The 25,136-nt window shown below is 63.6% G+C and carries 31 protein-coding genes and 2 pseudogenes; 21 read left to right on the forward strand and 12 right to left on the reverse strand.

What is annotated here, in order from left to right:
- From BG842_RS01425 to BG842_RS30845, 4 genes and pseudogenes are all read left to right on the forward strand, one after another.
- Window positions 1–436, forward strand: a pseudogene (locus BG842_RS01425) (sodium:phosphate symporter); the annotation flags it as partial.
- A 161-nt stretch (window positions 437–597) separates the two neighbouring features.
- On the forward strand, window positions 598–1,239 hold the full coding sequence (locus tag BG842_RS01430; protein WP_069449386.1) for a peptidase: 642 nt from the start codon (window positions 598–600) through the stop codon (window positions 1,237–1,239).
- Window positions 1,240–1,478: 239 nt separating this feature from the next.
- On the forward strand, window positions 1,479–2,423 hold the full coding sequence (locus BG842_RS30840; protein ID WP_254662820.1) for an HTTM domain-containing protein: 945 nt from the start codon (window positions 1,479–1,481) through the stop codon (window positions 2,421–2,423).
- 11 nt (window positions 2,424–2,434) lie between these two features.
- Window positions 2,435–2,902, forward strand: a complete 468-nt coding sequence (locus BG842_RS30845; RefSeq protein WP_254662821.1) for a hypothetical protein — start codon at window positions 2,435–2,437, stop codon at window positions 2,900–2,902.
- Between the two features lie 7 nt (window positions 2,903–2,909).
- Here BG842_RS30845 and BG842_RS01440 read toward each other — a convergent pair whose 3' ends face one another.
- On the reverse strand, window positions 2,910–5,051 hold the full coding sequence (locus BG842_RS01440; RefSeq protein WP_069449387.1) for a CDC48 family AAA ATPase: 2,142 nt from the start codon (window positions 5,049–5,051) through the stop codon (window positions 2,910–2,912).
- A 77-nt stretch (window positions 5,052–5,128) separates the two neighbouring features.
- On the opposite strand from BG842_RS01440, the gene BG842_RS32405 reads away from it, so the two are divergent.
- The 3 genes from BG842_RS32405 (at window position 5,129) to BG842_RS01445 (ending at window position 6,583) form a co-directional block, all read left to right on the forward strand.
- Window positions 5,129–5,263 (forward strand): hypothetical protein, encoded by a 135-nt coding sequence (locus BG842_RS32405; protein ID WP_256388488.1) that lies wholly within the window; start codon window positions 5,129–5,131, stop codon window positions 5,261–5,263.
- A gap of 141 nt (window positions 5,264–5,404) precedes the next feature.
- On the forward strand, window positions 5,405–5,551 hold the full coding sequence (locus tag BG842_RS29460) for a hypothetical protein (RefSeq protein WP_007980322.1): 147 nt from the start codon (window positions 5,405–5,407) through the stop codon (window positions 5,549–5,551).
- 117 nt (window positions 5,552–5,668) lie between these two features.
- Window positions 5,669–6,583 carry a cation diffusion facilitator family transporter gene (locus tag BG842_RS01445; RefSeq protein ID WP_069449388.1) on the forward strand — a complete coding sequence of 305 codons (915 nt, stop codon included), beginning with the start codon at window positions 5,669–5,671 and terminating at the stop codon, window positions 6,581–6,583.
- Between the two features lie 28 nt (window positions 6,584–6,611).
- On the opposite strand, the gene BG842_RS01450 is transcribed toward BG842_RS01445, so the two are convergent.
- Window positions 6,612–6,860, reverse strand: a complete 249-nt coding sequence (locus BG842_RS01450) for a hypothetical protein (RefSeq protein ID WP_069449389.1) — start codon at window positions 6,858–6,860, stop codon at window positions 6,612–6,614.
- The gene (locus tag BG842_RS01455; RefSeq protein ID WP_069449410.1) at window positions 6,860–7,294 is read right to left on the reverse strand and encodes a DUF5796 family protein; all 435 of its coding nucleotides are present in this window, start codon (window positions 7,292–7,294) and stop codon (window positions 6,860–6,862) included. Before BG842_RS01455 ends, BG842_RS01450 begins: the two co-directional genes overlap by 1 nt.
- A 274-nt stretch (window positions 7,295–7,568) precedes the next feature.
- Here BG842_RS01455 and BG842_RS01460 point away from each other — a divergent pair, with 274 nt between their 5' ends.
- The 5 genes from BG842_RS01460 (at window position 7,569) to BG842_RS01480 (ending at window position 11,385) form a co-directional block, all read left to right on the forward strand.
- Window positions 7,569–8,639 carry a CNNM domain-containing protein gene (locus BG842_RS01460; protein WP_069449390.1) on the forward strand — a complete coding sequence of 357 codons (1,071 nt, stop codon included), beginning with the start codon at window positions 7,569–7,571 and terminating at the stop codon, window positions 8,637–8,639.
- Window positions 8,640–8,697: 58 nt separating this feature from the next.
- A complete protein-coding gene (locus tag BG842_RS01465; RefSeq protein ID WP_069449391.1) occupies window positions 8,698–9,543 on the forward strand; it encodes a shikimate kinase in 846 nt (281 codons plus the stop codon).
- Window positions 9,501–9,806: a chorismate mutase gene (locus BG842_RS01470; protein ID WP_175424054.1), complete on the forward strand. Its 306-nt coding sequence runs from the start codon at window positions 9,501–9,503 to the stop codon at window positions 9,804–9,806. Before BG842_RS01465 ends, BG842_RS01470 begins: the two co-directional genes overlap by 43 nt.
- A 134-nt stretch (window positions 9,807–9,940) precedes the next feature.
- Window positions 9,941–10,531 carry a menaquinone-dependent protoporphyrinogen IX dehydrogenase gene (hemG, locus tag BG842_RS01475; protein ID WP_069449393.1) on the forward strand — a complete coding sequence of 197 codons (591 nt, stop codon included), beginning with the start codon at window positions 9,941–9,943 and terminating at the stop codon, window positions 10,529–10,531.
- A 2-nt stretch (window positions 10,532–10,533) separates the two neighbouring features.
- Window positions 10,534–11,385: a hypothetical protein gene (locus tag BG842_RS01480; RefSeq protein WP_254662822.1), complete on the forward strand. Its 852-nt coding sequence runs from the start codon at window positions 10,534–10,536 to the stop codon at window positions 11,383–11,385.
- A 103-nt stretch (window positions 11,386–11,488) separates the two neighbouring features.
- Here BG842_RS01480 and BG842_RS28550 read toward each other — a convergent pair whose 3' ends face one another.
- From BG842_RS28550 to BG842_RS01500, 5 genes and pseudogenes are all read right to left on the reverse strand, one after another.
- On the reverse strand, window positions 11,489–11,836 hold the full coding sequence (locus BG842_RS28550) for a hypothetical protein (protein WP_139135979.1): 348 nt from the start codon (window positions 11,834–11,836) through the stop codon (window positions 11,489–11,491).
- A gap of 91 nt (window positions 11,837–11,927) precedes the next feature.
- Window positions 11,928–12,551 (reverse strand): GNAT family N-acetyltransferase, encoded by a 624-nt coding sequence (locus BG842_RS01485; protein ID WP_254662823.1) that lies wholly within the window; start codon window positions 12,549–12,551, stop codon window positions 11,928–11,930.
- A 71-nt stretch (window positions 12,552–12,622) separates the two neighbouring features.
- Window positions 12,623–13,078, reverse strand: coding sequence for a low molecular weight phosphatase family protein (locus BG842_RS01490; protein ID WP_069449396.1), 456 nt, complete (start codon window positions 13,076–13,078; stop codon window positions 12,623–12,625).
- Complete coding sequence (locus BG842_RS01495) at window positions 13,075–13,905, reverse strand: arsenite methyltransferase (protein WP_069449397.1); 831 nt, start codon at window positions 13,903–13,905, stop codon at window positions 13,075–13,077. Before BG842_RS01495 ends, BG842_RS01490 begins: the two co-directional genes overlap by 4 nt.
- Window positions 13,902–14,299 (reverse strand): annotated as a pseudogene (locus tag BG842_RS01500) (ArsR/SmtB family transcription factor). Before BG842_RS01500 ends, BG842_RS01495 begins: the two are co-directional and overlap by 4 nt.
- A 217-nt stretch (window positions 14,300–14,516) precedes the next feature.
- Here BG842_RS01500 and BG842_RS01505 point away from each other — a divergent pair.
- Window positions 14,517–15,083: a LysE family transporter gene (locus tag BG842_RS01505; protein ID WP_254662824.1), complete on the forward strand. Its 567-nt coding sequence runs from the start codon at window positions 14,517–14,519 to the stop codon at window positions 15,081–15,083.
- A gap of 163 nt (window positions 15,084–15,246) precedes the next feature.
- Here the strand turns inward: BG842_RS01505 and BG842_RS01510 are convergent, their stop codons facing one another.
- On the reverse strand, window positions 15,247–15,927 hold the full coding sequence (locus BG842_RS01510; RefSeq protein WP_069449399.1) for a carbonic anhydrase: 681 nt from the start codon (window positions 15,925–15,927) through the stop codon (window positions 15,247–15,249).
- Window positions 15,928–15,933: 6 nt separating this feature from the next.
- Here BG842_RS01510 and BG842_RS32410 point away from each other — a divergent pair, with 6 nt between their 5' ends.
- On the forward strand, window positions 15,934–16,062 hold the full coding sequence (locus BG842_RS32410; RefSeq protein ID WP_256388489.1) for a hypothetical protein: 129 nt from the start codon (window positions 15,934–15,936) through the stop codon (window positions 16,060–16,062).
- 55 nt (window positions 16,063–16,117) lie between these two features.
- Window positions 16,118–17,089 carry a biotin--[acetyl-CoA-carboxylase] ligase gene (locus BG842_RS01515; RefSeq protein ID WP_069449400.1) on the forward strand — a complete coding sequence of 324 codons (972 nt, stop codon included), beginning with the start codon at window positions 16,118–16,120 and terminating at the stop codon, window positions 17,087–17,089.
- 38 nt (window positions 17,090–17,127) lie between these two features.
- On the opposite strand, the gene BG842_RS01520 is transcribed toward BG842_RS01515, so the two are convergent.
- From BG842_RS01520 to BG842_RS01530, 3 genes are all read right to left on the reverse strand, one after another.
- Window positions 17,128–17,613, reverse strand: a complete 486-nt coding sequence (locus BG842_RS01520) for a universal stress protein (RefSeq protein ID WP_069449401.1) — start codon at window positions 17,611–17,613, stop codon at window positions 17,128–17,130.
- Window positions 17,614–17,834: 221 nt separating this feature from the next.
- Window positions 17,835–18,848, reverse strand: coding sequence for an amidohydrolase family protein (locus BG842_RS01525; RefSeq protein ID WP_069449402.1), 1,014 nt, complete (start codon window positions 18,846–18,848; stop codon window positions 17,835–17,837).
- Window positions 18,849–18,917: 69 nt separating this feature from the next.
- Window positions 18,918–20,162: an HD domain-containing protein gene (locus BG842_RS01530; RefSeq protein WP_069449403.1), complete on the reverse strand. Its 1,245-nt coding sequence runs from the start codon at window positions 20,160–20,162 to the stop codon at window positions 18,918–18,920.
- Between the two features lie 76 nt (window positions 20,163–20,238).
- Here BG842_RS01530 and cofD point away from each other — a divergent pair, with 76 nt between their 5' ends.
- The 6 genes from cofD to BG842_RS01560 form a co-directional block, all read left to right on the forward strand.
- Window positions 20,239–21,231 carry a 2-phospho-L-lactate transferase gene (gene cofD / locus BG842_RS01535; RefSeq protein WP_069449404.1) on the forward strand — a complete coding sequence of 331 codons (993 nt, stop codon included), beginning with the start codon at window positions 20,239–20,241 and terminating at the stop codon, window positions 21,229–21,231.
- Window positions 21,231–21,974 carry a tRNA-dihydrouridine synthase gene (locus BG842_RS01540; RefSeq protein ID WP_069449405.1) on the forward strand — a complete coding sequence of 248 codons (744 nt, stop codon included), beginning with the start codon at window positions 21,231–21,233 and terminating at the stop codon, window positions 21,972–21,974. The genes cofD and BG842_RS01540 overlap by 1 nt, the downstream gene beginning before the upstream one ends.
- Complete coding sequence (locus BG842_RS01545; RefSeq protein ID WP_069449406.1) at window positions 21,971–22,807, forward strand: triphosphoribosyl-dephospho-CoA synthase; 837 nt, start codon at window positions 21,971–21,973, stop codon at window positions 22,805–22,807. The genes BG842_RS01540 and BG842_RS01545 overlap by 4 nt, the downstream gene beginning before the upstream one ends.
- Entirely contained in the window at window positions 22,804–23,379 is a 576-nt protein-coding gene (locus tag BG842_RS01550; RefSeq protein ID WP_069449407.1) for a DUF447 domain-containing protein, read from the forward strand. Before BG842_RS01545 ends, BG842_RS01550 begins: the two co-directional genes overlap by 4 nt.
- A 94-nt stretch (window positions 23,380–23,473) precedes the next feature.
- Window positions 23,474–24,196, forward strand: coding sequence for a protein sorting system archaetidylserine synthase (locus BG842_RS01555; RefSeq protein ID WP_069449408.1), 723 nt, complete (start codon window positions 23,474–23,476; stop codon window positions 24,194–24,196).
- 57 nt (window positions 24,197–24,253) lie between these two features.
- Window positions 24,254–25,136 (forward strand): phycocyanobilin lyase (locus tag BG842_RS01560; protein WP_069449409.1); only part of this gene is annotated, 883 nt, incomplete at its 3' end.

Here is a 25,136-nt window from a genome sequence, read left to right on the forward strand (position 1 = left end):
GAGTCTCGACAAGCAACGGCTTCGACGCCGCTATCTCTCCCGACTGCAAAACAAGTGGGCGTCGTTCTTCCTCGGACTCATCATCACCGCCCTGACGACGAGCGTCGCGTTTTCGCTCGGCGTCATCGTCCCGCTGTACAACCGCGGCCACGTCAAGCGCAACGAGATCATCCCGTACATCCTCGGCGCGAACATCGGAACCTTGGTCGATACGCTCATCATCGCGGTTGCCCTCGACACGCCCGTCGGCGTGCTGACCGTCGTCCTGTTGTTGAGCATCGGCCTGCTGGTGACGCTCCTGACGCTCGTGCTCTATCCGCTGTACACGCCGTTCATCGACGCGATGCAGAACGAAATCGTCGGGACCAAAACCTACTTCATCGGATTTCTCCTCACGTTGCTCGTCGTTCCGCTGTTGCTCATCGTCCTCGGGTGACGGTCGGCGTCGGAGCCACACGACTTCACTCGGATCACGATTTTCCGCGCCATCCCGGTCCTCCCGTGTTTTCGGCGCGATATTCGTCGAGATATCCGACCCAACCCGTCCGCCTTTCCGCGACACCATCAACTAAGCCGCCGCGCCGAAATCGTCCGTGCATGACGCTGCTCCTGACGGGCTACGAACCCTTCGGCGACGACGACGAGAACCCGAGCGAGATGGTGGCGCGCGAACTCGACGGCGAGGAACTCGGCGGCCACGAAATCGTTGGGGAAGTCCTTCCGGTCGAGTTCGACGCGGCGTTCGAAGCGATGCGGAGCCACGTCGAAACCCACGACCCGGCCGCAATCGTCGCCACCGGCCTCGCGGCGGGACGGGCGGGAATCAGCGTCGAGCGCGTGGGTATCAACGTCAACGACTCCGGGAGCACGCCGGACAATGCGGGCGCGGAGCCGAGAAACGAGCGAATCCGCGGCGGCGGAGCGGCGGGCTACTTCGCCACGCTGCCCGTCGTTTCGGTCGTGGAATCGCTCCTCGACGCCGTAATTCCGGCACACGTCTCGAACACCGCGGGGACGCACCTCTGTAACAACGCGCTCTACTCGACGCGAGCGTATCTGGAACGCGAGGACCGGGACGTTCCGATGGGCTTCGTCCACCTCCCCTGCACGCCCGAACTGGCGGCGAAACACGCCGAGGGCGGGAACGGAACTAGCGGCGCGTCGGTCCAACCAAGCATGCCGCTGTCGATGCAGTGTGCGGCGATTCGACGGGCGTTCGACGTGACGCTTGACGGATGAGTTTCGAGTTCGTTTACAGGGATTGTAGGTCAAAGGGGATGAGTGATACCGATTTGGATGGAGTATACGACGTTAGTTTATATGAAATATATAAGACTTATATAATATTAAAAATATTCGCGGGTATGGATATGTTCGCGACCACGACAAATATTGGTGAACGGGGTCGCACTGCTCTCGCCCGCCGGTTTGGAATCGACACACGAGCGTTGGCAACCTTCCGGATATTCCTGGGCTTCTTGTTGCTCTCCGATCTGATTCTCCGGTCGCGCGACCTCGCTGTCTTCTACACCGACTCCGGTGTTTTACCCCGCTCGGTTCTCGAAACGCGGTTCCCCGGGCTTTCTCACCTTTCGATCCACACGATTTCGGGAGCGGTGTGGTTTCAAGCGGTCTTGTTCATCGTTGCCGCCATCTTCGCGCTATTGCTTCTCGTCGGCTATCGAACGAGGGTTTCGACGGCAATTTCGTTCGTTCTCCTCGTGTCGTTACATGCTCGAAATCCAGTCCTCCTGAACGCCGGGGATTCCTTGCTTCGACGATTGCTTCTGTGGGGTATCTTCTTACCATTGGGTGAACGGTGGTCCGTCGATTCGCTGTACGACGAGGACCACGGCGAGCGAGTCGTGAGCCTCGCGTCCGCCGGGTTGTTGGTTCAGGTCGTCGTTATCTACACCGCGAATGCGCTGTTCAAACTCCGCGGCGAGTTGTGGACGCGCGGCGTTGCGGTGGAGTACGTGTTCAGTCTCCACAACCTCACCACGTTCGTCGGGGACGCTTTGGCCCGGTATCCGACGATGCTTCACGCCTTCGACAAACTTTGGTTCACGATGATCGTGACGTCGGCGCTCCTGATACTCCTGACTGGCTGGTCACGGGCGGCGTTCGCATCGCTATTCATCGGGATGCACTTTGGAATGTTTCTCACCATGTATCTCGGTCTCTTTCCGCTAATTTCTACCACGGCACTGCTTCCGTTTCTCCCGAGCGTCGTCTGGGATTCCGTGGACCGGTTCGTCGAACCGGTCGTGGGGGCACGCGACGAGGAACGTCGGATGAGTTGGTGTAAACGTGTCTTTCCTCACCCTCGGACGCCGAAGGTTCTGAATGACGTCCGTCAGGGAATAGAACGAATCACACCGCTTATTCTGACATGCCTTCTCGTGTCACACCGCTTATTCTGACATGCCTTCTCGTGTTCGTCCTCGTCTGGAACGCCGCGACGCTCGGGTACGTCCGAACGCCAGAACAGGTAGAGGATACGGTGAATCCGGCCGAACATCGCTGGAGCATGTTCGCACCCGAACCGCGAGGAACCGACGGGTGGTACGTCGTTCCCGGACGACTCGAATCAGGGCGGGAAGTGGACGCATTTCATCGGGGTGCCGTTTGTTGGGACCCCCCGTCCGATGAGGTGCTCGGATTCCCCAGTCATCGGTGGCTGGTATATCTCCTCGACCTCCAGCGGCGCGGCTACGAGACGCTTCGACCGGCGTTCGCCAAGTACGTCTGTCAACGTTGGAACGAAACGCACGACGACGACCTGACGAACGTCTCCGTCTACTACGTTCAGCAACCGACGAGGCTCGAGGGCCCGGAGCCGACCGAACGGGTAGAAATCACGAATCGCTCGTGTAGTACTCGAAACCGAGGTACGACGTAATATCTGACTATAGCGTCGGCTGAACGAATTCGCGGGCCGCATCGAAGTGGCGCTGTTCGATGACGATTTCGTCCGCCCTGTTGTTGGCTTCCTCGGGCGTCAACTCGTCGGCCGCTTCGCGGATGGCGCGCATCGACGCGGCGCGGACGAGCGCCTCGATGTCGGCACCGGTGTACCCCTCCAGTTCCGTCGCCAGCCAATCGAGGTCGATGTCGTCGGCGAGCGGTTTGTCGCCCGCGTGGACGGACAGGATTTTGCGACGACCTTCCTCGTCGGGGGCCGGAATCTCGATGTGGGACTCGAGTCGGCCGGGACGGAGGAGCGCGGGGTCGATGGCCTCGCGGCGGTTCGTCGCCGCGAGGACGACGAGGTTCGGGTTTTCGGTCAGGCCGTCGAGTTCGGTCAGCAGTTGCGAGACGACCCGTTCGGTGACTTCGTGGGACTCGCCGCGTTGGGACGCGAGCGAGTCGATTTCGTCGAAGAAGATGATGGCGGGGGAGGCCTGTCGCGCCCGGTCGAACACCTCCCGAACTGACTTCTCGCTCTCGCCGACGTACCGGTCCAACAGTTCCGGTCCGGCGACGGAGACGAAGTTCACGTCGCTCTCGCCAGCGAGCGCGCGGGCGAGGAGCGTCTTCCCGGTTCCGGGCGGCCCGTAGAGGAGGACGCCGCTCGGCGGTTCCGTCCGCGTCGCTTCGAACAGGTTGGAGTACGAGAGCGGCCACTCGACGGCCTCGATGAGCGTCTGTTTCGCGTCGTTCAGTCCGCCCACGTCCTCGAAGGAGATGTCGGGCGCTTCGGCGACGAACTCTCGCATTGCGGACGGTTCGACGCTCGCCAACGCGGTGTTGAAGTCACCCCGCGTCACCTCGACGGAGAGCAACGCGTCGTCGTCCGCGCCGTCGTCGCGCGCGCGCCGGAGCGCCGCCATCGCCGCCTCCGTGACGAGCGTGTGGAGGTCGGCACCGACGAACCCGTGAGTCGTCGCGGCGAGTCGTTCGACCGCCACGTCGTCGGCGAGCGGCATCCCGCGGGTGTGGACTTCAAGGATTTCGCGGCGGCCGCCCTCGTCCGGCGCGCCGATTTCGATTTCGCGGTCGAAGCGCCCGCCGCGCCGGAGCGCCGGGTCGATGGCGTCCACGCGGTTCGTCGCGCCGATGACGACGACTTCCCCGCGGGATTCCAACCCGTCCATCAGCGAGAGCATCTGGGCGACGAGTCGGTTCTCCATGTCGCTCTCCTCGTCGCGCTTCCCGCCGAGGCTGTCCACCTCGTCGAAGAAGATGATGGCGGGGGCGTTCTCGTTCGCTTCGGTGAAGATTTCGCGGAGGCGTTCCTCGCTTTCTCCCTTGTACTTGCTCATCACTTCCGGGCCGGAGACGGAGACGAAGTGGGCGTTCACCTCGTTGGCGACCGCCTTGGCGATGAGGGTTTTTCCGGTTCCGGGCGGCCCGTAGAGCAACACGCCCTTCGGCGGGTCGATACCCAACCGGCGGAAGAGTTCGGGGTTCGAGAGCGGCAGTTCGACCATCTCGCGGACCCGCCGGAGTTCATCGTCCAGTCCGCCGATGTCCTCGTACGCCGCGCCGGTGACGTCGGTCGAATCGTCGGCGTCGGCGGAGGATGTGGAGACGGATTCGACCATATCCGAGAGGGAGACTTTCACGTTCGTCTCGTTCGTCACGCGGACGGTTCCGCCGGGGTTCGTCCGCGTGACGACGAACAGTCCCGCGTCGCCGAGTCGCTCGATTCGCGCGCGCTCGCCGGACTGAACCGGGCGGTCCAGCAGTTCCCGCTTCACCGCCCGCTCCAGCGTGTCAACGTCGTCGAGCGAGAAGTTCGCCTTCGGGACGACCGTGATGGAGTCCGCGTCGGAGACGGAGATGGGATGAACGGAAACCTCGTCGCCGATTCTGACGCCCGCGTTCGTCCGCGTTTCGGCGTCGATTTGGATGGTGTTTTCCGGCACCGTGCTCGCGGCGGGCCACACCTTGACGACCGTCGTTCCGTTCCCCTCGACGGCGACCGTATCGCCGCTCAGCACGCCGAGTTGCTGTCGGGCCTCGTCGGCGATTCGGGCGATACCCCGCCCGCCGTCGCGCTTTTCCGCACCCCGGACGGTAAGCGTAACCGTCGGTGTATTCGTCATATTCCCTACTCGTCACCCCACCGTCTTCAGGGTTTCCCGGAGAAACCCCTTTGTCCGATGCTGCCAATTGTTCAATTATGGTTGCTCGAACCGAGCGCGACGATACGACATGGTACCAGTGCGAGCAGTGCGGACTGATGTTCGACGACCGGAGCGACGCGGAACAGCACGAGGAACACTGCGACGCGGAGGACCCGAGCTACATCCAGTAGCGGACACGACGTACGGGAACAGGTGACGGCGGCACCGATGGACGGATGATGGCGGGCAAACGGCGACGAACGCGCGTCGATTGCCACGCGGACGTTCACCACTGCCGACAGCTTAAACCGAGTGGCCGTCGGGAACGTACTATGGGGTACGATACCACAATCGGCTGGTCGCTGTTCACGTCCGGCGTCGTCACGCTCCTCCTGAAGGTGTTACCGTACGATTCGCTCTATTGGGGAATCGGACTCATCGTCCTCGGCGTGGTGGTGATGTCGCGCCGAATCACGTGATGTTGTGTCCGAGCCACCGTGTGACCGATTACCGTGTGTTTTAGACTCACTCTAAAACCGATATTTGTCAACCCTAATCCATATATTCTTAACCACGGGCGTTCCACGAAGGAACGAATGGCCGACCACCGGAGCGAGTTCCTCAAGGCGTCGTGGGCCAACGTGGTGACGAACGTCCTCAAAATCGTGGTGGAGGGGGGACTCGGACTTGCATTCGGGAGCCTCGCGCTCGTCGCCGACGCCGCCCACTCGGTGGCCGACCTGTTGGCGAGTGCGGTCGTCCTCGTCTGGGGACGTCTCTCCTTTCACGGACCCGACTCGAACCACCCGCACGGACACGAGCGGGTCGAACCGCTGACCGCCCTGTTCGTCGGCGGGACGCTCGTCCTGCTCGGCCTGAAACTGCTGTACGACGCGGGACAAACGATTCGCTCCGCGCCGGAGGCGACCTACAGTATCGCCCTCGTTGGGGGACTCGCCTTCGCCTTTTTCGACCGCGCCTTCTGTTACTGGTACACCAAACGCGTCAACCGAAACGTCGGGTCGTCCGGCCTCGCCGCGCTCGCCGCCGACAGCAAAAACGACCTCTACACCACGCTCGCGGCGATGGTCGGCGTCGCCGGAATGGCCGTCGGGTTCCCGGTTCTCGACCCGCTCGCGGGCGGAGTGGTCAGCCTGCTCGTCATCCACCAGGGCGTGGAGATTTCGCGGGAGAACGTGAACTACCTCGTGGACACCGCCGCCCCGGAACCCGTCCGAGAAGAGATTCGGGACGAAGTGCTCTCCCACGACGACGTTCACGGCGTACACGATTTCACCGCCTACCACGCCGGAACCGTCCTCGAAATCGAGTTCCACGCCGAGGTCGCGGCCGACCACACGTTCATCGAAGCTCACGACATCGAAACCGAACTCCGAGACTCACTCATCGCCCGCGACGACGTGGGCGACGTCCACATCCATCTCGACCCCGAAGGACTGGGCGAGTGGAAGGACGCGGACGAGGAACCGACGCCACCGCTCGTCAACTGAGTTCCGGCGGCTACCAGTCAACCACTACTCAGTCCAGCCCCGCCCGTTCCCGGTGTTCCGCGGCCAACTCCTCCGCTCCTTCCCGCGATTGGCACGTCTCCCAGCGGACCTGCTCGGCGTCGCCGTACGTGAGCGCGGTTTTCAACTCGTCTCGGAGGACGCCGACGCCGATTTCCAGTAATTCACCGTCGGTCCCCAGTTCGTACATCGCCCAGCGTTCCGGAGCCCGCGCGACCGTCCCCCTGTCGAGTTCCTGCCAGCGCTTTGCGAGCGGCATTATTCGTCGTCGTCCTCGACGAACTCGAACGAGCGCTCGCCCAGTTCGTCCTCCTCGAAGACGAACACTCGGCCCCGCGCGATTTCCGGGCTGGCCTCGACTTCGACGGCGTAGCCGTCGGCCCGGACCGTCACGCCGGGGAACAGTTCCTCCTCCTCGCCGGGTTCGAGGATGACTCGGCCGACGCCCGTCTCTTGCAGGATTTCGTCGTGCGTGTCCCGGTCGTTGACGTAGGTCATGACGCCCTCCGTCTCGGTCGGGTCGGTGACGAGCACCTGAATCAGCTTTCCCGGTTGCGTTCGAAGCGTCCCCTGTACCTTCTTCGGAATCCCATTGTAGAAGACCTCCCGGCCGTCCGTGTATTCGACGACGATGCCGTCCTCGGTGAGTTCGACGCCGAGCGTATCGGGGGAAACGTCGTTGCGGACACTCATACCCGGCGGTTTGTCGGGGACGGGGAAAAGACCCCCGTTCCAGCGCAACGATTCGTTCGCACCCCATCGGACGACCCACGCGGGAGAGCATACCGACCCGAGATTCGACGTAACGCACCGAGACTCGACGGACGGTTGATGCCACCAATGAAATTGACAGACACCGACATCACTACAATATTATTTGAAAATCCCATTTTCCAATCGCCATCATAGGAAGATAGTTTGAAACGAGCCAGTAGTATCAAATGAGTGGAACCGCTACGCACGGACGATGAACACCGTGGTGATAGCTGCGCGGTTGGCCGCCGGACTACTGTTGATACTGGCGAACGGGTACTTCGTCGCCATCGAGTTCGCGCTGACCCGCGTCCGCCAGTACTCCGAATCGGAGTTCGACTCGCCCGACTTGCGGAGGGCGTGGGAGATGACGGAGAACCTCGAAATCTACCTCACGAGCTGTCAGGTCGGTATCACCGCGTCCAGCATCGCGGTCGGTATCGTCGCCGAACCGGCGCTGGCCGCCATCTTCGAGCCGATATTCGCGGGGACGTGGTTGGCGTCGGTCGGCGCGGGGGCGCTCCTCGGATTCCTCATCATCAACCTCGTCCACCTGACACACGGGGAACAGACGCCGACGTACCTCGGCGTCGAGCGCACGAAATTCGTCTGTCGGTACGGCGCGACCCCGCTGTACTGGTTCCATCGGGCCATCGCTCCGATAATCACGCTCGGCGACGGGGTGGCGAAGTGGACGCTGCGTCTGTTCGGCGTCGAAATCACCGGCGCGTGGAAGGACGCGGAAGCGGACGCCATCGAAACCCGCGCCGACCTCCACCAGGAACTCGGCTCCGTCCTCGAACGAGGTGACCTCGCGGACGAGCGCCATCGGGAGGTCCTGAACGCGCTCGCAATCGGCGAGATACCTGTTCGAGACGTCATGATTCCGCGCGAGGACATCGTCTCCCTCTCGACGTCCGCGTCCCTCGACGAGAACGTCGAACGCGCCAAGAACAATCCGCACACGCGGTTTCCGCTGGTCGGCGAGTCGCTCTCCGAGTACCACGGGAACGTCTACATGCCCGCGCTGTACGGCGCGGACGACGCGCTCCGGTCGGGAGAGACGACCATCGAGGAGGTGGCACACCCGCCGACGACCGTCGCGGCGGACGCATCCATCAGCGACGTGGTGGACCAGTTCCAGGCCGAAAATCAGGAACTCGCGCTGGTGATGGAGGACGGAGAAGTCGTCGGCCTCATCACTGCAACCGACGCGTTGGAGGAAATCGTCGGCGAACTCGGCGACCCGATGGACGAACCGACCGAATCGTCCGCGGCCGCGTGACGGCATCACGTATTGCGTCTACCGCCATCCTCAAGACGGATACCTGCGAAGGCCGACCATGCACGGTCGCTCGAAAGCACCCGCCGCCGGGACGATACTCAACGCACTGGCGACCGGTGTCGGGTCGGCGTTCGCCATCGACATCTCGACGACCGCGGAGGTCGAACTGGACGATTCCGGCGAGATACGCGGAGAGATCGCCGACGCTCCCGACGCGGACGCTCGACTCATCGAACGCTGTGCGGAACTCGTCCTCGACGTCGAAGACGAGGCGTTCGGCGCGACGGTCCGCACCGAGAGCGACGTGCCGATGGCCTCTGGCCTGAAGAGTTCGAGTGCCGCCGCCAACGCAACGGTGCTGGCGACGCTTTCGGCACTCGACGCCGAGATGCGGCGCGAAGACGCCTGCCGAATCGGCGTGCAGGCGGCCCGCGACGTGGGAGTGACGGTCACCGGCGCGTTCGACGACGCCAGCGCGAGCATGCTCGGCGGCGTCACCGTCACCGACAACTCGACGGACGAACTGCTCGCCCGGGACGAGGTGGACTGGGACGTGCTGGTGTGGACGCCGCCGGAGCGGTCGTTCTCCGCCGACGCGGACGTCTCCCGGTGTCAGCAGGTCGCGCCGATGGCCGAACTGGTGGCCGAACTCGCGCTCGACGGCGACTACGGCCGGGCGATGACCGTCAACGGCTTCGCCTTCTGCGGCGCGCTCGGGTTTTCGGCCGAACCGATGGTGGAAGCCCTGCCGGACGTGGTGGGCGTTTCGCTGTCGGGAACCGGCCCGAGTTTCGTCGCCGTCGGCGGGCGAGAGGTTTTAGAGGACGTACGGAAAAGCTGGCAGTCATTGGAGGGCACGACATGGCTAACGACGACGCAAACAGACGGAACCCGAACGATATGACGCTCGACGAACTGCGCGGCGAAATCGAATCCATCGACCGCGAACTGGTGGAACTCATCGCCCGACGAACTTACGTCGCGGACACGGTGGCGGAGGTGAAGTCGGCCCAAGATATTCCCACGACGGACGAGTCACAGGAACAACGCGTGATGGACCGGGCGGGCGAGAACGCCGAGAAATTCGAGGTGGACTCGAATTTGGTGAAGGCGATTTTCCGGTTGCTCATCGAACTGAACAAGGTGGAGCAGCGAGAGAACCGGTAAAAACACTACTTCTGGGGCCGTGAGCGCGTATATATTCGTCATCGATACTTACTCGGAACGGCTGACAGGGGCGAGAAGAGGGTCTGCCATCAAGGTTTATTGACGCCGATACAGTACGTCATGAACGAATATCGATGGTGTCATTTCTCGTCGTCTACGGAACTGGCGAAGGGCAGACAGCAAAAGTCGCTGATCGAATCGCCACCGTACTGACCGAGCGTGGCCACGATGCGAGCGCAGTCGACGCTGCGGAACGCCCGTCCAAATCCGACCTCGAAAGTATCGATGCGTTTCTCGTCGGTGCTTCCATCCACCTCGGAAAGCACCAGACCGAGATTTCCGAGTTCGTTCGCGGAAACCGCGAGACTCTGACCCTTCGACCGACTGCGTTCTTCCAGTTGTCCATGTCGTCTGCGACGACGGATGACGAACGACAGGCGGAAGCAGCGGCGTACGTCGACGAGTTCCTTGAGGAGACTGATTGGAACCCCGACCGTATCGGCCTGTTCGCGGGTGCGCTTCGTTACTCGAAGTACGGGTTTCTCAAGCGACTGATGATGAAGCGGATCGCCAAAGAGGCCACCGGAGATACAGATACGTCACGAGATTACGAGTACACTGATTGGCACGAAGTTGAGGCGTTTGCAACTGACTTTGCTGCGTTCGTCGAGAACCGCCTCGGTGTTCCGCCCTCCGACGAAATCGACGAGACGAGAACCGGGTGAAGATGTCACGAAGTACGCTATCGCGCTCGTACGTCCTCTCCTCGGTGGCGATACTCCTCTTGACCGTCGCCGCGACCAGCGTTGGTCTGTTCGTTCCCGGTTTCTACCGCGACGCACCGGTACTCCTTCCACAGGTCTATGGACAGGACCTCTTGACGCTCACCGTAGCAGTTCCCGCTCTGGCAATCTCCCTGTACTTCTCCACGAAAGGGTCGTCACGAGCGTACGTCGTCTGGCTCGGCGTTATGGGCTACCTCCTGTACACCTACGGTTCGTACGCCTTCATGACGGCATTCAACGAGTTATATCTCGTCTACGTCACACTCCTTTGGTTGTCACTCTTCACGTTCGTCGGCGGAATGGCACGACTCGATGCGGAGGAACTGAAACGGTCTGTCGGCGATATGCCGGTTCGGTCGTACGTTGGTTTCCAGTTGCTGTTCGTCGTCCTCATCCTCTTCCTCTGGTTGTCGGTAATCGTTCCGGCTACCCTCGCCGGGTCGGTCCCCGAAAGCATCCTCGAGGCTGGAGTTCCCACGAACGTGATTTATTCGCTGGACCTCGGCATCCTCGTTCCGGCATTTGCCCTCTCGGCATACTGGCTGCGGAAACGACGACCGTGGGGATACGCATTCACCGCGATTCTCCTCGTCAAGGTCGCAACTCTCGGTGGAGCGGTGATGGCGATGGTCGTTTTCACGATACGTGCCGGACAACCGATTCCACTGGCTCAAATCGTCATCTTCGGGACGCTGACCATCGTCAGCATCTCGTTGATGATTCGCTTTCTCTTTTCGATCGATCCGGAAATCAGATGTACTCCCGCTGGTCCGGCTATTGCTAGCTCCGACTAGTCGGAGATATCTGCCGGGTTGGACATTTCGTCCTCTGCAGTCATGGTCGTAGCTACCGGAACAAAGTGGAACAGCGAAAGAACCGATAATCGAGATAGGAATTCTAGTGAAAATCGACGGCGGAATCAAACGCGGGCGTCGCGGATACGCGCTGTCGATTGGATAGATTTACGTCACGACACGAGACAACTGAAGTATCGAAATAAGCGATAGAGAACAGGGCGATGACGTCAGCTTCGCCGACTTCTCTCCGGTCCTCGTCGCCAACGCGCTCCCGTTCGCGGGAATCGTTCTCGCCGACGGGGGCGGTACCGTCAACGAGGTGTTCCTGCTGTACTGGTTCGAGATGCTGACGCTGTTTCTCGTCTACTGCGGGTGTGCGCTGTTCGCGCAGCGGAACGTGACCACCGACGGTGACAAATGGGGAGCGGACTCGCGGCGTGGTTGGCACCGCAAAAGTTAGGCTCAATGTTGGGGGACTGAGGGGAACGACCGCTCTCGCGTGGAGACGCCGTATCGAACGGCGAGCGACTTCGTGAGACTTACCGAACGACCCGAATCGTCGCCAGCTCTTCGTCCGTAGTGTTCTCACGCCACTGCGCTTGCGAGATGGTGTACGTTCGCAAGTCCCGTGGGCCGCCAGAATCGCCCGGCGGAAGCCAATTTCGGAGGATGCCATCGTACTGCCCGCCGTAGACATCGACGTACTTCTCGATGGCGCGTTTCGACCGCTCGTTTTCGGGTTCGTGTCCGACGCTCACGAGTTCGAGGTCGAGCAGTTCGAAGGCGACGTACAGCATCGCTCCCGCCCGCTCTGCGGAGTAACCGCGTCCCCAGCACGGCTCTCGAATCCAGATTCCGAACGACGTCTTGCGTTTGTCCCATTCGAGCCACAGCTCGGCGACGCCGACGAATTCGTCGTCCGCGTTCGACCGCATGGCGTAGGTCGCCCGTTCGCCGGACTCCCACGCGTCTCCGGCTTCAGTCAGTTCGTCCATCGTTTCCTTCGGCGTCGCGTGCGGCGTCTCACCGAGCGGGCGCATCACGGCGTCCATCTCGCCGGAGCGGTGATACTCGTAGAGGTCGAGGACGTCGACCGACTCGTGTAGCGGCACGTACCGAAGCCGTTCACTTTCGATGGTCGTCGGGAACAAAGTAGGAGACATAGACGTGAATACTGCGGATTCTCCCACGGGGGCTAAAAGTGACGCGGTGCTCTTCGGGGAAGTCGCACCTGTTAGACACCTCGTTCAGTGGCGTTCTCGGCAAGTTCGTCGAACAGTCCCGAGACCCTCCGCTCGATGTCATCCCGTATTCCCCGCACCGCCTCGATTCCCCGTCCGTGCGGGTCGTCGAGCGCCCAGTCGCGGGCATCTCCCCGCCACGTCATCGGACAGACGTTCTCCGCGGAACAGCCCATCGTGATAACGATGTCCGCGTCCATCGTCTCGTCGTGCGTGATTTTTCGCGGAGTCCGGTCTCCGAGGTCGAACCCGTTCTCGGCCATCGTTTCGACGACGACACCGTGGACGTGATTCGCGGGGTCGGTTCCACCGGTGACGATGCGTACCCGGTCTTCGAATCCCCGCCGGTCACGCTCTCGTTCGGCGAAAGCGGTCGCCATCTGACTCCGCCCCGCGTTCTGTACGCAGACGAACGCGACCGTGACGGTGCCGTCATTTTGCTCCGTCATTCGCTCTCACCCTGTCGAGGCTTCCGGCCCGTTATCGCCGCGGAGACGATGTATTCGCCGAGGTCGAGGCTGTCGTCCCATTCGCGGATGAACTCCTCGCTGTCCTCTTTCGGCGTTATCTCGACGTCGACGAAACCGGCCTCGGTTAGCATCGCTCGCAGTTCGTCGATTGTCGAGGAGCCACCGACGCAGGCGGCCACGGATTCGGGGTCCGTTCGAACCGCATCCGGGATGGGAGCGGTCATCACGACGTCCGAGACGGCCACCCGTCCGTCCGGGCGGAGCGCCCGAAACGCCTCGCGGAAGACCTGCGGCTTGTTCGGCGAGAGGTTGATGACGCAGTTCGAGATGATGACGTCGACCGTCTCGTCGGAGACGGGGAGGTGTTCGATTTCGCCGAGGCGGAACTCGACGTTCGTCGCGTCGTTCTTCACGACGTTCTCCCGAGCCTTCTCGACCATCTCGGGAGTCATGTCGACGCCGATAACCCGTCCGGACTCGCCGACCTCCCGTGCGGCGAGGAAGCAGTCGAATCCCGCACCGGACCCGAGGTCGAGTACCGTGTCGCCCGTTTCGAGCGACGCGATGGCGTTCGGATTTCCGCACCCGAGTCCCAAGTCCGCGCCGTCCGCTACCGAGTTCACTTCGTCATCGTCGTAACCGAGTTGCTCCGAACTCTGCGTGGCCGATTCGTCACAGCAACCGTCGTCGGCACAACCCCCCGCCTCCGTGGCGATTCGAGCGTACCGGTTGCGAACGGCGCGTCGCTGTTCCGCGGCATCGAGATTCCTGTGCTCCTCGTCGGTCGTGTCCGTATTTTCGCTCATTCGTTTTCACCTCGTGTCGCGTCGAGCGCCGCAACGACCCGTTCCGCCCGCGTCGTCGTCCGATAGTACCGCCACGTTCCTTCTTTTCGGCGGGACAGCAACCCGGCGTCGGTGAGGTCGGAAAGCGCGTGGCTGACGGCGCTCTCGCTCACGTCGAACGACGGGGTTATCTCACAGACGCAGAGTTCGTCCTCCGCGGCGGCAAGCAATCGTGTGATTCGGTACCGAGTCTCGTTCCCGAGGGTTTTCAACGCGTCCAAATCGGTCGCGTAGTCGTCCGGAATCCCCCCGTGAAGGATTCGAGTTCGTCGAGTCGCGCTTCGACGTCGGCGTCACAGCATCCGTCGGTCTCGTCCGCGATGAATCGCCGGAGTCTGGTCGTGTCCTGGGTCACGCTTGAATAATTGAGCAACCATTCATATTAGCATTCCGAACACCATCTCGATTGTTCATTGACACCAAGAACCATGAATGGGGAAGGCATTTAGATGCGAACGACCTCTCGGTGGTAGAAGTGATGCGTATTAACGACGACAATCGCCATTCTGATTCAGGGTATCGTTCTCGGCGTCTCGATTGCGGCACCGGTCGGTCCAATCGGCGTCCTGTGCATCCAGCGAACGCTTTCTAAGGGACGGCTCTCGGGCTTCGTCAGCGGACTCGGAGCGGCGTCAGCAGACGCCGTGTACGGCACCTTCGCCGGATTCGGAATCACGATACTGTCCTCGACGCTGCTCGCCCACCGGACGAGCATCCGTCTCGGCGGCGGGGTACTCCTCCTGTACCTCGGCGTACAGTCGCTCCGCGCCGAACCAGCGGAAACCGCACCCACCGCAATTACCGGACCCACCGTGTCCACCGCGTCCACACCGAACGTGCCCGCGCTCGTGCGAGACTACGGTTCGACGTTTCTCTTGACGATAACCAACCCCGTGACCATCCTCGCCTTCGTCGGCATCTTCACCGGGTTGGGCGTCGGAGTGTCGGGGAACGATACGGACGCCGCCGCGCTGGTCGGCGGCGTCTTCCTCGGGTCGGCGCTCTGGTGGTTCGCGTTGAGTTCCGCCGTGGGGCACTTCCGGACGCGATTCGGACGGTCAACCATGCGCCGGGTGAACCGACTCGCGGGCGTGATTATCGTCGGGTTCGGACTGCTCGCTCTGTGGGGCGGGTTGTAGTCCTGCCGTCGCGGTCACGCTCCCTCCGAATACGTTGCTCCACTGTTCCGAGAGGAGTTCGAGGAATACCTGCAGATCGGCGACGAATCGAACGGAGCAGGGCTGTTGTCTCGGAAGGCATCGGTGGGGAGAGGGGGGTTCAAAAGGGGTTGCGGTCGCGTCCTCAGTACTCCCAGAGCCGCTCGATTCGTCCGCCTATCTTCTCGTGGTCGTCTCGCAACGTCTCGACGGCGGTTTCGCCGTTCGCGTTGATGACGTGGACTTCTCCTCTCTCCCCGGAGTAGACGTCCTGGAAGTCGTAGACAACGCCGATGACGTCCACGTCGTCCGGAATGTCGTCGCTGTCCAGGAGGAATTCGACCTGTCTATCGACGTTGTACTCGACGAGGCGGTTGATGGCACCCGCCCGGTCCACGTCGTCCGGGAGCGCTTCGACGCCCGCTTCGAGGCGGGGTTTCAGCAGGTCGAGGCAGTGTTCGATACCCGCGGGTTCGGACACGCCGTCCGTCAAAGCGTCGTACGTCGCCGTGACGGCTCCACAGCCCGTGTGTCCCACGACGACGACGGTTTTCGTCCCCGTGTGCTCAACCGGGTAGAGCACGTCGCCGGAGACGACTTCACCGTCGTCCGTGCGCTGGACGACGCGGTTTCCGATGTTGCCGCACGTGAAGACGTCGCCGGGTTCGTCGTTCCCCCAGATGTGGTCCTGCAGGACGCGCGAGTCCGAGCAACAGACGGTGACGACGCCCGGTCGTTGGGAGTCCTGTACGTCGTCAAATCGGGTCCGGAACGCCGCGGCGTGGTCCGCGTTTCGCTGCAACATCTCGACGAACGTGGAGTGCATGATTGTATGGACTCCTTGCTTCGAAGTTATCCCTTGGGTTTCCGGGCGATTCGCGTCGGAACGTGGTCGAAATCGGCCGGAGCGTGGTTGCTGTCGGAACCGGACAGAATTCGGGACGGATGGAACCGGCGGTGACGGATGCCGCGACCAAACGGGACGATTCTTGTCGAACGGGTTCCTATCGGACGGTATGAACGAGACACGGCGGGCCGTCTTGGACGCGCTCGCGGACGGTCCGGTTTCCGGGCCGGAACTCGCGGATAGCCTCGACATTTCGCGGAACGCGATTTGGAAACACGTCGAGGCGCTTCGCACCGCCGGGTTCGAAATCGAGAGCACGAGCGATGGCTACTTCCTCGATGACGTCCCCGAGTTCGGTCCATCGGTCGAGTACGGACTCGACGCACCCTTTTCCGTCGAATATCACGACTCCATCGGGAGCACGAACGACAGAGCGCGGGAACTGGCCGAGGAGGGTGCCGAGGATGTCGTCGTACTGGCGGACGAGCAGGTCGGCGGACGGGGGCGTCTCGAACGAATGTGGGTCGGTCCGTCCGGCGGCGTATGGTTGAGCCTCGTGCTTCGCCCGAACATCCCGCCGGCGCACGCGCCGCTCCTGACGCTTGCCGCCGCCGTCGCGGTGGCGCGAGCGGCGCGGGAGGCGGGCGTCCCGGCGGAAATAAAGTGGCCGAACGACGTGCTCGTGAGCGAAACGAACAAGGGCCAGTCGGAGCAAGGCACCGCTGCCGGAGCGAGAGGCGGAGAAAAACTCTGTGGCATCCTCACCGAGATGGAAGGCGAGGCGAATCGCGTCTCGTGGGTCATCGTCGGCACCGGAATCAACGTCAACATCCCGGCCGACGACCTCCCGGACGGCGCGACGAGCGTGCAGGAAGTCGTCGGGAGCGTGAACCGACGGGTGTTCGTCCAACGGGTGTTAGAGGAGTTCGACGCGCTCCGAACGGACGTGGATGCTGTCCTTCCGGCGTGGCGAGAACTGTCGGCGACGCTGGGCCAGCGGGTACGGGTCGAAACGCCGGACGGGGATGTGGTTGGAACAGCGGTCGATATCGTCACGCCGGGCGCACTGGTCGTCGAGACTGACGATGGAGACGTCCGCGTTCACGCGGGCGATTGCGACCACCTTCGCCCGGCGAACTGACGTCCGACGAAGGTGCCGAAGGTTGGAACTGACGGCGGTCAGCTACTACCGTGTGCTTTGCCGGTCGCCGGGACGTCCGGTTCGTCGTCCTCGCCGCCGACGCGGACCGTGAGGACGGGGACCGTCGAAGCGCGGACGACGCGCTCGGCCACGCTGCCGAGCAGGAGGCGGTCGATGCCGCCGCGTCCGTGCGTTCCCATTACGATGAGGTCGAAACCGTCCAGTTCGGCGTAGCGGACGATTTCCTTGTTTGGCGGCCCTTCGAGCAAGTGGGTCGTCAGCGAAACGTCGTACTCCTCCGCGACGCGGCGGGCGTCTTCGAGCGCTGATTTTCCCTCCTCTTCGAGCATGTCGGAGACGCCCTCCCACGACGACTCCATGGGGAGGCTGGCGAACGTCGAGGAGTTGATGACGTATATCGCGTGCAGTTCCGCGCCGTGCGCCTCGGCCAGTTCGGCGGCGTGTGCGATGACGCACGTCGTCTCCTCCGAACCATCGGTCGGGACGAGAATTCGGTCGTACATTGGAATGTTACCGAATGGCACGGTGTGGGTTGTCTTAACTCATTTGGTGAGAACTTCCTTCGAAACGAAACGGCATCGGTCGCGGGACGTACATTCCCGAAGTCCGGTGCGACAACGGCGGTGGGAGGACGACGACGAGGCGGTGAGATGGCAAGATGGCAAGGCGGTAAGACGGTGAGGTGGCAAGGCGGTAACGTGACAGACACCGATGGAATGCCAACCTACAGCACCACGTCGGTTACGTCGCTCGCACCAGCCCGACGGACCACCGAACGAACCACGTCGCGGTTTCCGGCGAGGTTGTCCGAGTCGCCGTCGAGGACGAGCAGTTTCGCGTCGCGTCCGGGTTCGATGACACCGCGGTTCAGCCCCGCGATGCGCGCCCCGTTTCGCGTCGCCATTCGGAGCACTTCGCGGGGCGAGACATCCGTCAACTTCGCCGTGAACTCCATCTCGCGGAACATCGACGGACTGTTCAACATCACGTTGTCCGTCCCGAGCGCGACCGTTGTCCGTTCGAGAAGATCCCGAATCGGGGGCATACCGACCCCAGTCACGAGGTTCGAGCGCGGACAGACCGCGATGGGAATCTCGCTGTCTTCGATTCGGTCGAGGTGAATCGGCTCGGGGTGGACGACGTGAACGAGGAAATCCGGCGAGAGGTCGAGCGCCGGGTTGATGTCGCTCGGGTCGGCCTCGCCCGCGTGGATTCCGAACGTCTTTCCCGCCCGTTTCGTCGCCGTCCGTTCACGGCCGAAGTCGGCGTCGTTGGCACCGCTCGCGCCGAAGCCGTCCGCCGCTTCCATCGCATCGACCGTCTCCCGACCGAGGATGAACGGGTCGATGTCCAAGCTCTCGGCGGCCTCGCGCAGGGCGAAGACGCCCTCGACGCCGCCCTCGCGGAATTCGAGAAACGAGGCGGTCCCCGTCGATTGCATGAATTCCAACGACCGTCGCATCGCTTCGACCTTCTTCGCACGCGACGTCTCCCGAAGAAGTCGGTGTTTGAGTCCGTCCGGCGGCGCGACGAGTTCTTCCAACGACAGCCCCGCACCGGCCTCCTTGGCGATGGAGTCTCCGATGTGAGTGTGTGCGTTGACGAACGCCGGACAGACGATGTTCGACGACGAAACGGACTCCTCTTCGATTGCGGTTATCGTACCATCCTCGACGACGACGCGACCTTCCACGGGGTCGAAGTTCGGCCCGGACAGGATGGTGCCCTCCACGAACATAGATGGCGGTTATCAGTTGTCGGACTTAAACGCCTCGTCCCGTCCAAATCCGTCGGTTTCGGTGTTCGGTCACTCCTTGTCCCCTTCGTCCGCCTCGAAATCGGTCAACGTCGTCCGGACGCCGGTCCGGATGTCGCTGACGAGCGCGCCGTCGGTCTCCAACCCGAGGACGCGTTCGGCCGCGTGTCCGACCGCCTCCGTCGTCTCCGCCGGAGTGTACACGCCGAGTCGCCACTGGTCGCGTTGGACCTGCTGGAGCGCCCGCACCAGCGTCGATTGCTTGGCGAGCGGCCGAATCTCGCCGTTGACGACGACCCGCGACGACGATTCGGTCATCTTCGGACGGCTCGGAACGTCGAGCGTGACGTGCTCCGAATCGACGCCCGCGTCCGCCGCGATGTCGTCTTCGTACTCGCGGATGGCGTCGTGGTCCGCGTCGATGATGTCGTCCGAAACGTCCACCATCTCCGCCCAGACGGCGCGTTTGTAGAGGTCGCGGTCCGACAGTCGTCGGGCGAGTTCGGCGGTTTCCGGGTTCGTCCGGAGGGCGACGAGCAGGTCGTGGTCGTCCATCCGTCGCAACTGCTCGGCGTCGATGTCGGGCGAACCGAGCAGTCGCTCGCTCGCCCGCTGGAGCATCGACTTGCTGATTCGCGTGACGTGGTGGTTGTACACCGTCGGGTTCATCAGCGCACGGGCGACGAGAAGGCTCTCTGCGGTCTGGACGTTCCCCTCCGCGAGGACGAGCTTGCCGTCGAAGAACGTCAGTTCGTGCGTCAGTCGCTCGTGGTCGATGGTGCCGTAGGGAACCCCGGTGTGGTGGGCGTCCCGGACGAGGTAGTCCATCCGGTCCACGTCGAGTTCGCCGGAGACGACCTGCCCGAGTTCCCCCTCGCCCGCGATGAGTCCGGCGATGGTGTCCGGGTTCAAGTCGTGGTCGCGGAGGATGTCGCCGACCTCGGTGTCCACGAGGAGGTCGTGAACGTCGTCGTGGTACTTCCCGGTCCGGCGGTGGATGAGTTCCTCGATGGTGTGGCTGTACGGCGAATGGCCGATATCGTGAAGGAGGGCCGCCGCACGGACGCGTTCTGCCTGCACGCCTTCGATACCGAGATTGGTGAGGGCTTCGCGGGCCAGATGGTACACGCCGAGGCTGTGCTCGAATCGGGTGTGGTTTGCGGAGGGGTAGACGAGACGAGCCGTTCCGAGTTGCGTGATATGTCGCAATCGCTGGACCGCGTGCGTATCGAGGAGGTCGTTCGCAACGCCGACGACCTCGATGTGGTCGTGAACGCTGTCCTTGATAGTCTTCATTACGTGACCGTTGGCCCGTCATGGTATAAAAACCGAAGGACGAGGCTTTATGCCCTCTCTCGAAGGAGTCCGAAACATGGTCACGTTTCTCTCAGGGGGGACGGGTACCCCCAAACTATTGGAGGGGTCCGAGTCGGTCGTTTCGCGCGCCGAGACGACCGTCGTCGGTAACACGGGGGACGACGTCGAACTCGGCGGCCTCCTCGTCTGTCCCGACATCGACACGGTGTTGTTCCAGCAAGGGGACGTCCTCGACCGCGAACTGTGGTGGGGAATCGACGACGACACGACGGCGACGCACGACGAACTCCATCGCCTCGCTGAGTCGGCAGGACTCGACGGAGGACCGCGGTACCTCTCGGACGACCGGCAGACGAGCGGACGGGACATCTCTCGTTGGCGGCGGTTCTCGGGCGTCGCGGAGTTCATGCTCCTCGGCGACCGCGACCGGGCGGTGCACGTCACGCGGACGGGGCTGCTGGACGAAGGGAAGACGCTCACCGAGACGACGCGGATTCTGGCCGACGCCTTCGATTCGCCGACGGACGTCGTTCCGATGAGCGACGACCCCGTTGCGAGCATCATCCACACGCCCGACGGGGAGATGCACTTTCAGGAGTTCTGGGTCGCACGCGGCGGCGAACCGGCGGTCACGGACGTCGAGTTCCGCGGCGCGAGCGAGGCCCGACCGTCGCCCGCCGCCCTCGACGCGCTGACGGACGAATCCGTCGTCATCGGCCCGTCGAATCCGGTGACGAGCATCGGGCCGATGCTCGCCATCGACGCCATCCGCGACGCGCTCGAATCGACCACCGTGGTCGCGGTGTCGCCGTTCGTCGAGGACCGCGTGTTCTCCGGACCCGCGGCGAAACTGATGGAGGCGGTCGGCTACCAACCGAGCACGGCGGGCGTGGCGGAGGCGTACCCGTTTGTCGATGCCTTCGTCCTGGACGACGAGGACGGAACGACGCTCGACCGCCCGACGGTTCGAACGGACACGAAGATGGACGACGCGGCGGACGCAGCGCGCGTCGCCCGCGCGGTGAGCGACGCGCTGGAGGTGGCCTGATGTTCGAGCCACGGGTAGCGCTCGCCAGCCTCAGTGGAGAGTCAGATGCGGACTGGGCGCGCACCGCGTCGGAACACGTCGGCGCGGCGTTCCTGGGCGGCATCGCGCTGGACGACGAAACGCGGAAAGCGGCGAGGCAGTTGGTGTCGCGCGAGCGAAACGAGTTCCTGCCGGACGACCCCGTTTCGTTCGTGGACGAGCAACTCGCCGCGCTCGCAGACGTGCCGGTTCGTCCCGGCATCAACGTCCGCTCCGCCACCCTTCCGCCGATTCGCGCCGTCGGGGACGTGTGCGAACGTCACGGCGCGATACTGGAACTCAACGCCCACTGCCGACAGGAAGAGATGTGCGCGGTCAGTGCCGGACAATCACTTCTCCGAGACGCGGACCGCCTCTGCCAACAGGTTCGCGCGGCGGCCGAAACGGGGGCCACGGTGAGCGTCAAGGTTCGAACCGAAGTTCCCGGCGTGAACCTTCCACGGGTCACACGGCGGGCCGCGGACGCAGGTGCGGATATCGTCCACATCGATGCGATGGATTCGGAGCGCGTCGTGGCGGACGTCGCGGACGCCACCGACTGTTTCCTCGTGGCGAACAACGGCGTCCGCGACGGGAAAACGGTCGCTGAGTACCTCGACTACGGCGCGGACGGGGTGAGCGTCGGGCGACCGAGCGACAATCCCGAGGTGCTGTCGCGGGTCCGTCGCGCGACCGACGAGTGGTTCGCGGAGGTGGCGGTATGACGCCCGCAGAACACGCCCAACTGGCACTGTTGCTGGAGGTCGCCGGGACGCCGAAACCCGGAAACGTGGACCGGGACCGGGACTTTCCCGACTTGCGCTTCGAGCACTTCCTCGCCGGGGCCATCGGGTCCGGCGAGGGACTCAGGGCCGCCGAGGAAGGAAAACCGGTCGGCGAGGCGTTCAAGCAGGCCGTCGAGGGCATGAGCCACCAAGAGGGTGGCAACACCCAGTTCGGCGCGTTGCTGTTGTTGGTTCCGCTGGTGAAAGCCGACGAGTTGTCGCCCGAGGGGGTAACGGACGTCGTGGAGACGACGACGGTCGAGGACGCCGAGGGGTTCTATCGCGCGTTCGAACACGTCGATGTGGCCGTCTCGGACCCGCCGGAGGGAATGGACGAGTTCGACGTTCGCCGCGGAAGCGACGCGATTCCGGCCCTCAGAGAGGCCGACACGACGCTTTACGACGTGATGGAACTGAGCGCCGACAAGGACGGCATCGCCCGCGAATGGACGAACGGGTTCCCGCGCACGTTCCAAGCGAGCGAACGAATCGCCGAACTGGACGGCGGCATCTCCGCCCGCGCGGCGCAGGTGTACCTCGAATTCCTCGCCCACGAACCGGACACCTTCGTGGCGAAACGCCACGGGAAGAAGGTCGCCGAGAGCGTCCTCGTCCGGGCACAGGAAGCACTTCAGGAGGCGCGCGAGGGGAACTCGGAACTCGTCACGGCGTTCGCCGACTCGCTGGTCGAGGAGGGAATCAACCCCGGCACGACCGCCGACATCGTGGCCGGAGGCCTGTTCGTCGCGTTGGAACGGGGCGTCTCGCCGTGAGCGACGCCGACTGGCCGGTCGAACTGCGCGGCGTGACCGAATCCGTCGTCACGACGCTCGGACCGAACGGGTTGTGGAACGCGGCCGCGCTCGGCCTCCACGCGGGTGACTCCGCCCCCGTAACCTCCCGGACGTGGGGCAACACCCGGACGCGGCGGAACTTTCACCGGCAGGGCGGCGGCGTCGTCCAGTTCACCCGCGACCCCGTGGATTTCGCGGAGGCCGCCCTCTCGATTCGGGAGGACGAAGAGCCGGTCCTCGATTCCGCGGACGCGTGGGTCGAAGTCGAGGCCGAACAGATTGGAGCAGGGGAAACCGACGGCACGCGCTGGGAGGAGTGGGAACTGACGCCGGTCGAGTCGGGGGTTCGAGAGCGGCGGGTGCCGCTGACGGACCGCGGTTTCGCGGCGGTCGTGGAGGCGACGGTAGCGGCGTCCCGACTGGGAGTGGACGGGTTCGACGATGCGAACCTCCGCTCTCGGTTGGACTACTTCGAGGAGGTCGCGCGGACGTGCGGCGGCGACCGCGAGCGAGCCGCGGTCGATCGGATTCGGGAATTCGTCGAACGGTGAGCCACGTTCGTCGGTGATTTCGACCCCTCCGTCCGCCGATGGGTCGGGGTAATTTCAAAAGAGGTATCACCCACGCTCGCGCTACCCGCCGAGTATGAAACCCCGGTTCGTGGGTCGGCTTTCGCTCGCCGACGCGGTGACAGTATCGAACGCCGCGCTCGGCTTTCTGGCGGTTTCGGTCGCCACCGCGAACCCGAGGCTGGCCGCGCGCCTCGTCCTGCTCGCCGCCGTCGCGGACGGACTCGACGGGGTGCTCGCCCGCCACGTCGGCAGTTCCGCGGCCGGGCCGTATCTCGATTCGCTGGCCGACGTGGCCTCGTTCTCGGTCGCACCGGCGATGCTGGTCGTCGCCGTCGTGCGCCAGACGTGGGGCTACGACCCGCTTCTCGTGGCGATTGCGACGCTCGGCGGGGCGCTGTTCGTCGCCATGGCCATCGTTAGGCTCGGACTGTACACCGCCTACGACACCGACGACGACGTGACCGAGGGGATTCCGACGACGCTCGCGTCCGTCATCCTCGCCGCGGGCGTCCTCGCGGGCTTCACCGACCCCATCGTGGTCGTCGCGCTCACGTTCGTCCTCGCGGGACTGATGGTCTCGACGATAACCTATCCCGACCTGTTGGCCCGCGACGCGCTCATCATGGGCGTCGTCCACTCGCTCGCCATCCTCGTGCCGGGTTTTAAGGGACGGGCGTTCCCGTACGCCCTGTTGACGCTCGCGCTGGCCTATCTCGTCCTCGCGCCGGGATTCTACTGGCGCGAGACGGAGGGGAAGACCCCCCCGGCGAAGACGACAGAAGGGAAACGCTCTTGACGGCTACGGTCCGAATTTTTCGCATATGAGAGCAACGGCACAGCCGGGGGTGGACGCATGAGCGACGAAGACGCCGAGGAGACGCAGGACTCCGAGGCCGAAGAGACGGAACTCGTCAGTGCGGAGACCGTAGAGGAGCAACTCGAAAGCGCGGAAGCCGAACTCGAAGACGCCGAAACGGAGGCCGAACTCGACGTCGTAGAAGCGCAACTCGACAAAATCGAGGGACTGCTCGAAAGCGCTGACCTCCCCGAACCGGACGAGGACGACGAGGACGCGGAGGACCCGCGCGAGGAACTGGAAACGCGCCTCTCGGACCTCCGCGACGAACTCGAAGACCAGCGCGGGCCGTACGCGGAAGACGTCATCAGCGACGTGGAAGACGCGGCGGCGACCATCACGGACACCCGCTGGACCGACGACGGGAGTGAAGAACTCGTCACCGTCGTCGAATCCTTCGCCGAGACGGTACAGGACGCGCTCGGGACGGATTTCAGCGTGACGCTCTCGCGCAACGCGGACGACCTCGCCGAAATCCTCGGAACCGCGGCGACCGCCATCGGCGACGCGAACCTCGACCCGGACGAGGACGCGGACACCCTCGAAACGCTCGTCGAAGCGACCGAGGAACTGCAGTCGGGCATCGACGACGCCGAAGAGTGGAGCGACCTGTCCACCCGCGAGCAACTCGAAGCCGAAGGATACTACGACGTGCTCGACCACCGCAAGGATTACCCGCCTGAGTGGGGCGCACTCAAGGTCTGGGAGAAGCGCAACCGAGCCGACATGGTGCTCCTCGCGCTCGATTCCCTTCAGTCGAACTTCATGGAACGTCACTGCCTCGAAGCGCTCGAACGGATGGGCAACGAGGACGCCGTGGAACCCATGCTCCAGCGCGCCCAGCGGCGCGACAAGGACGCCATCCGTATCCTCGGCAAGA

It is taken from the genome of Haladaptatus sp. W1, assembly GCF_001723155.1.
In the GTDB taxonomy this organism is placed as follows: Archaea; Halobacteriota; Halobacteria; order Halobacteriales; family Haladaptataceae; genus Haladaptatus; species Haladaptatus paucihalophilus.

Coding starts and splice junctions, on each gene's coding strand:
- BG842_RS01430 (WP_069449386.1), top strand. CDS start 598: ATGACGCTGCTCCTGACGGGCTACGAACCCTTCGGCGACGACGACGAG.
- BG842_RS01440 (WP_069449387.1), bottom strand. CDS start 5,051: ATGACGAATACACCGACGGTTACGCTTACCGTCCGGGGTGCGGAAAAG.
- BG842_RS32405 (WP_256388488.1), top strand. CDS start 5,129: ATGGTTGCTCGAACCGAGCGCGACGATACGACATGGTACCAGTGCGAG.
- BG842_RS29460 (WP_007980322.1), top strand. CDS start 5,405: ATGGGGTACGATACCACAATCGGCTGGTCGCTGTTCACGTCCGGCGTC.
- BG842_RS01445 (WP_069449388.1), top strand. CDS start 5,669: ATGGCCGACCACCGGAGCGAGTTCCTCAAGGCGTCGTGGGCCAACGTG.
- BG842_RS01450 (WP_069449389.1), bottom strand. CDS start 6,860: ATGCCGCTCGCAAAGCGCTGGCAGGAACTCGACAGGGGGACGGTCGCG.
- BG842_RS01455 (WP_069449410.1), bottom strand. CDS start 7,294: ATGAGTGTCCGCAACGACGTTTCCCCCGATACGCTCGGCGTCGAACTC.
- BG842_RS01460 (WP_069449390.1), top strand. CDS start 7,569: ATGAACACCGTGGTGATAGCTGCGCGGTTGGCCGCCGGACTACTGTTG.
- BG842_RS01465 (WP_069449391.1), top strand. CDS start 8,698: ATGCACGGTCGCTCGAAAGCACCCGCCGCCGGGACGATACTCAACGCA.
- BG842_RS01470 (WP_175424054.1), top strand. CDS start 9,501: ATGGCTAACGACGACGCAAACAGACGGAACCCGAACGATATGACGCTC.
- hemG (WP_069449393.1), top strand. CDS start 9,941: ATGGTGTCATTTCTCGTCGTCTACGGAACTGGCGAAGGGCAGACAGCA.
- BG842_RS01480 (WP_254662822.1), top strand. CDS start 10,534: ATGTCACGAAGTACGCTATCGCGCTCGTACGTCCTCTCCTCGGTGGCG.
- BG842_RS01485 (WP_254662823.1), bottom strand. CDS start 12,551: ATGTCTCCTACTTTGTTCCCGACGACCATCGAAAGTGAACGGCTTCGG.
- BG842_RS01490 (WP_069449396.1), bottom strand. CDS start 13,078: ATGACGGAGCAAAATGACGGCACCGTCACGGTCGCGTTCGTCTGCGTA.
- BG842_RS01495 (WP_069449397.1), bottom strand. CDS start 13,905: ATGAGCGAAAATACGGACACGACCGACGAGGAGCACAGGAATCTCGAT.
- BG842_RS01510 (WP_069449399.1), bottom strand. CDS start 15,927: ATGCACTCCACGTTCGTCGAGATGTTGCAGCGAAACGCGGACCACGCC.
- BG842_RS32410 (WP_256388489.1), top strand. CDS start 15,934: ATGGACTCCTTGCTTCGAAGTTATCCCTTGGGTTTCCGGGCGATTCGC.
- BG842_RS01515 (WP_069449400.1), top strand. CDS start 16,118: ATGAACGAGACACGGCGGGCCGTCTTGGACGCGCTCGCGGACGGTCCG.
- BG842_RS01520 (WP_069449401.1), bottom strand. CDS start 17,613: ATGTACGACCGAATTCTCGTCCCGACCGATGGTTCGGAGGAGACGACG.
- BG842_RS01525 (WP_069449402.1), bottom strand. CDS start 18,848: ATGTTCGTGGAGGGCACCATCCTGTCCGGGCCGAACTTCGACCCCGTG.
- BG842_RS01530 (WP_069449403.1), bottom strand. CDS start 20,162: ATGAAGACTATCAAGGACAGCGTTCACGACCACATCGAGGTCGTCGGC.
- cofD (WP_069449404.1), top strand. CDS start 20,239: ATGGTCACGTTTCTCTCAGGGGGGACGGGTACCCCCAAACTATTGGAG.
- BG842_RS01540 (WP_069449405.1), top strand. CDS start 21,231: ATGTTCGAGCCACGGGTAGCGCTCGCCAGCCTCAGTGGAGAGTCAGAT.
- BG842_RS01545 (WP_069449406.1), top strand. CDS start 21,971: ATGACGCCCGCAGAACACGCCCAACTGGCACTGTTGCTGGAGGTCGCC.
- BG842_RS01555 (WP_069449408.1), top strand. CDS start 23,474: ATGAAACCCCGGTTCGTGGGTCGGCTTTCGCTCGCCGACGCGGTGACA.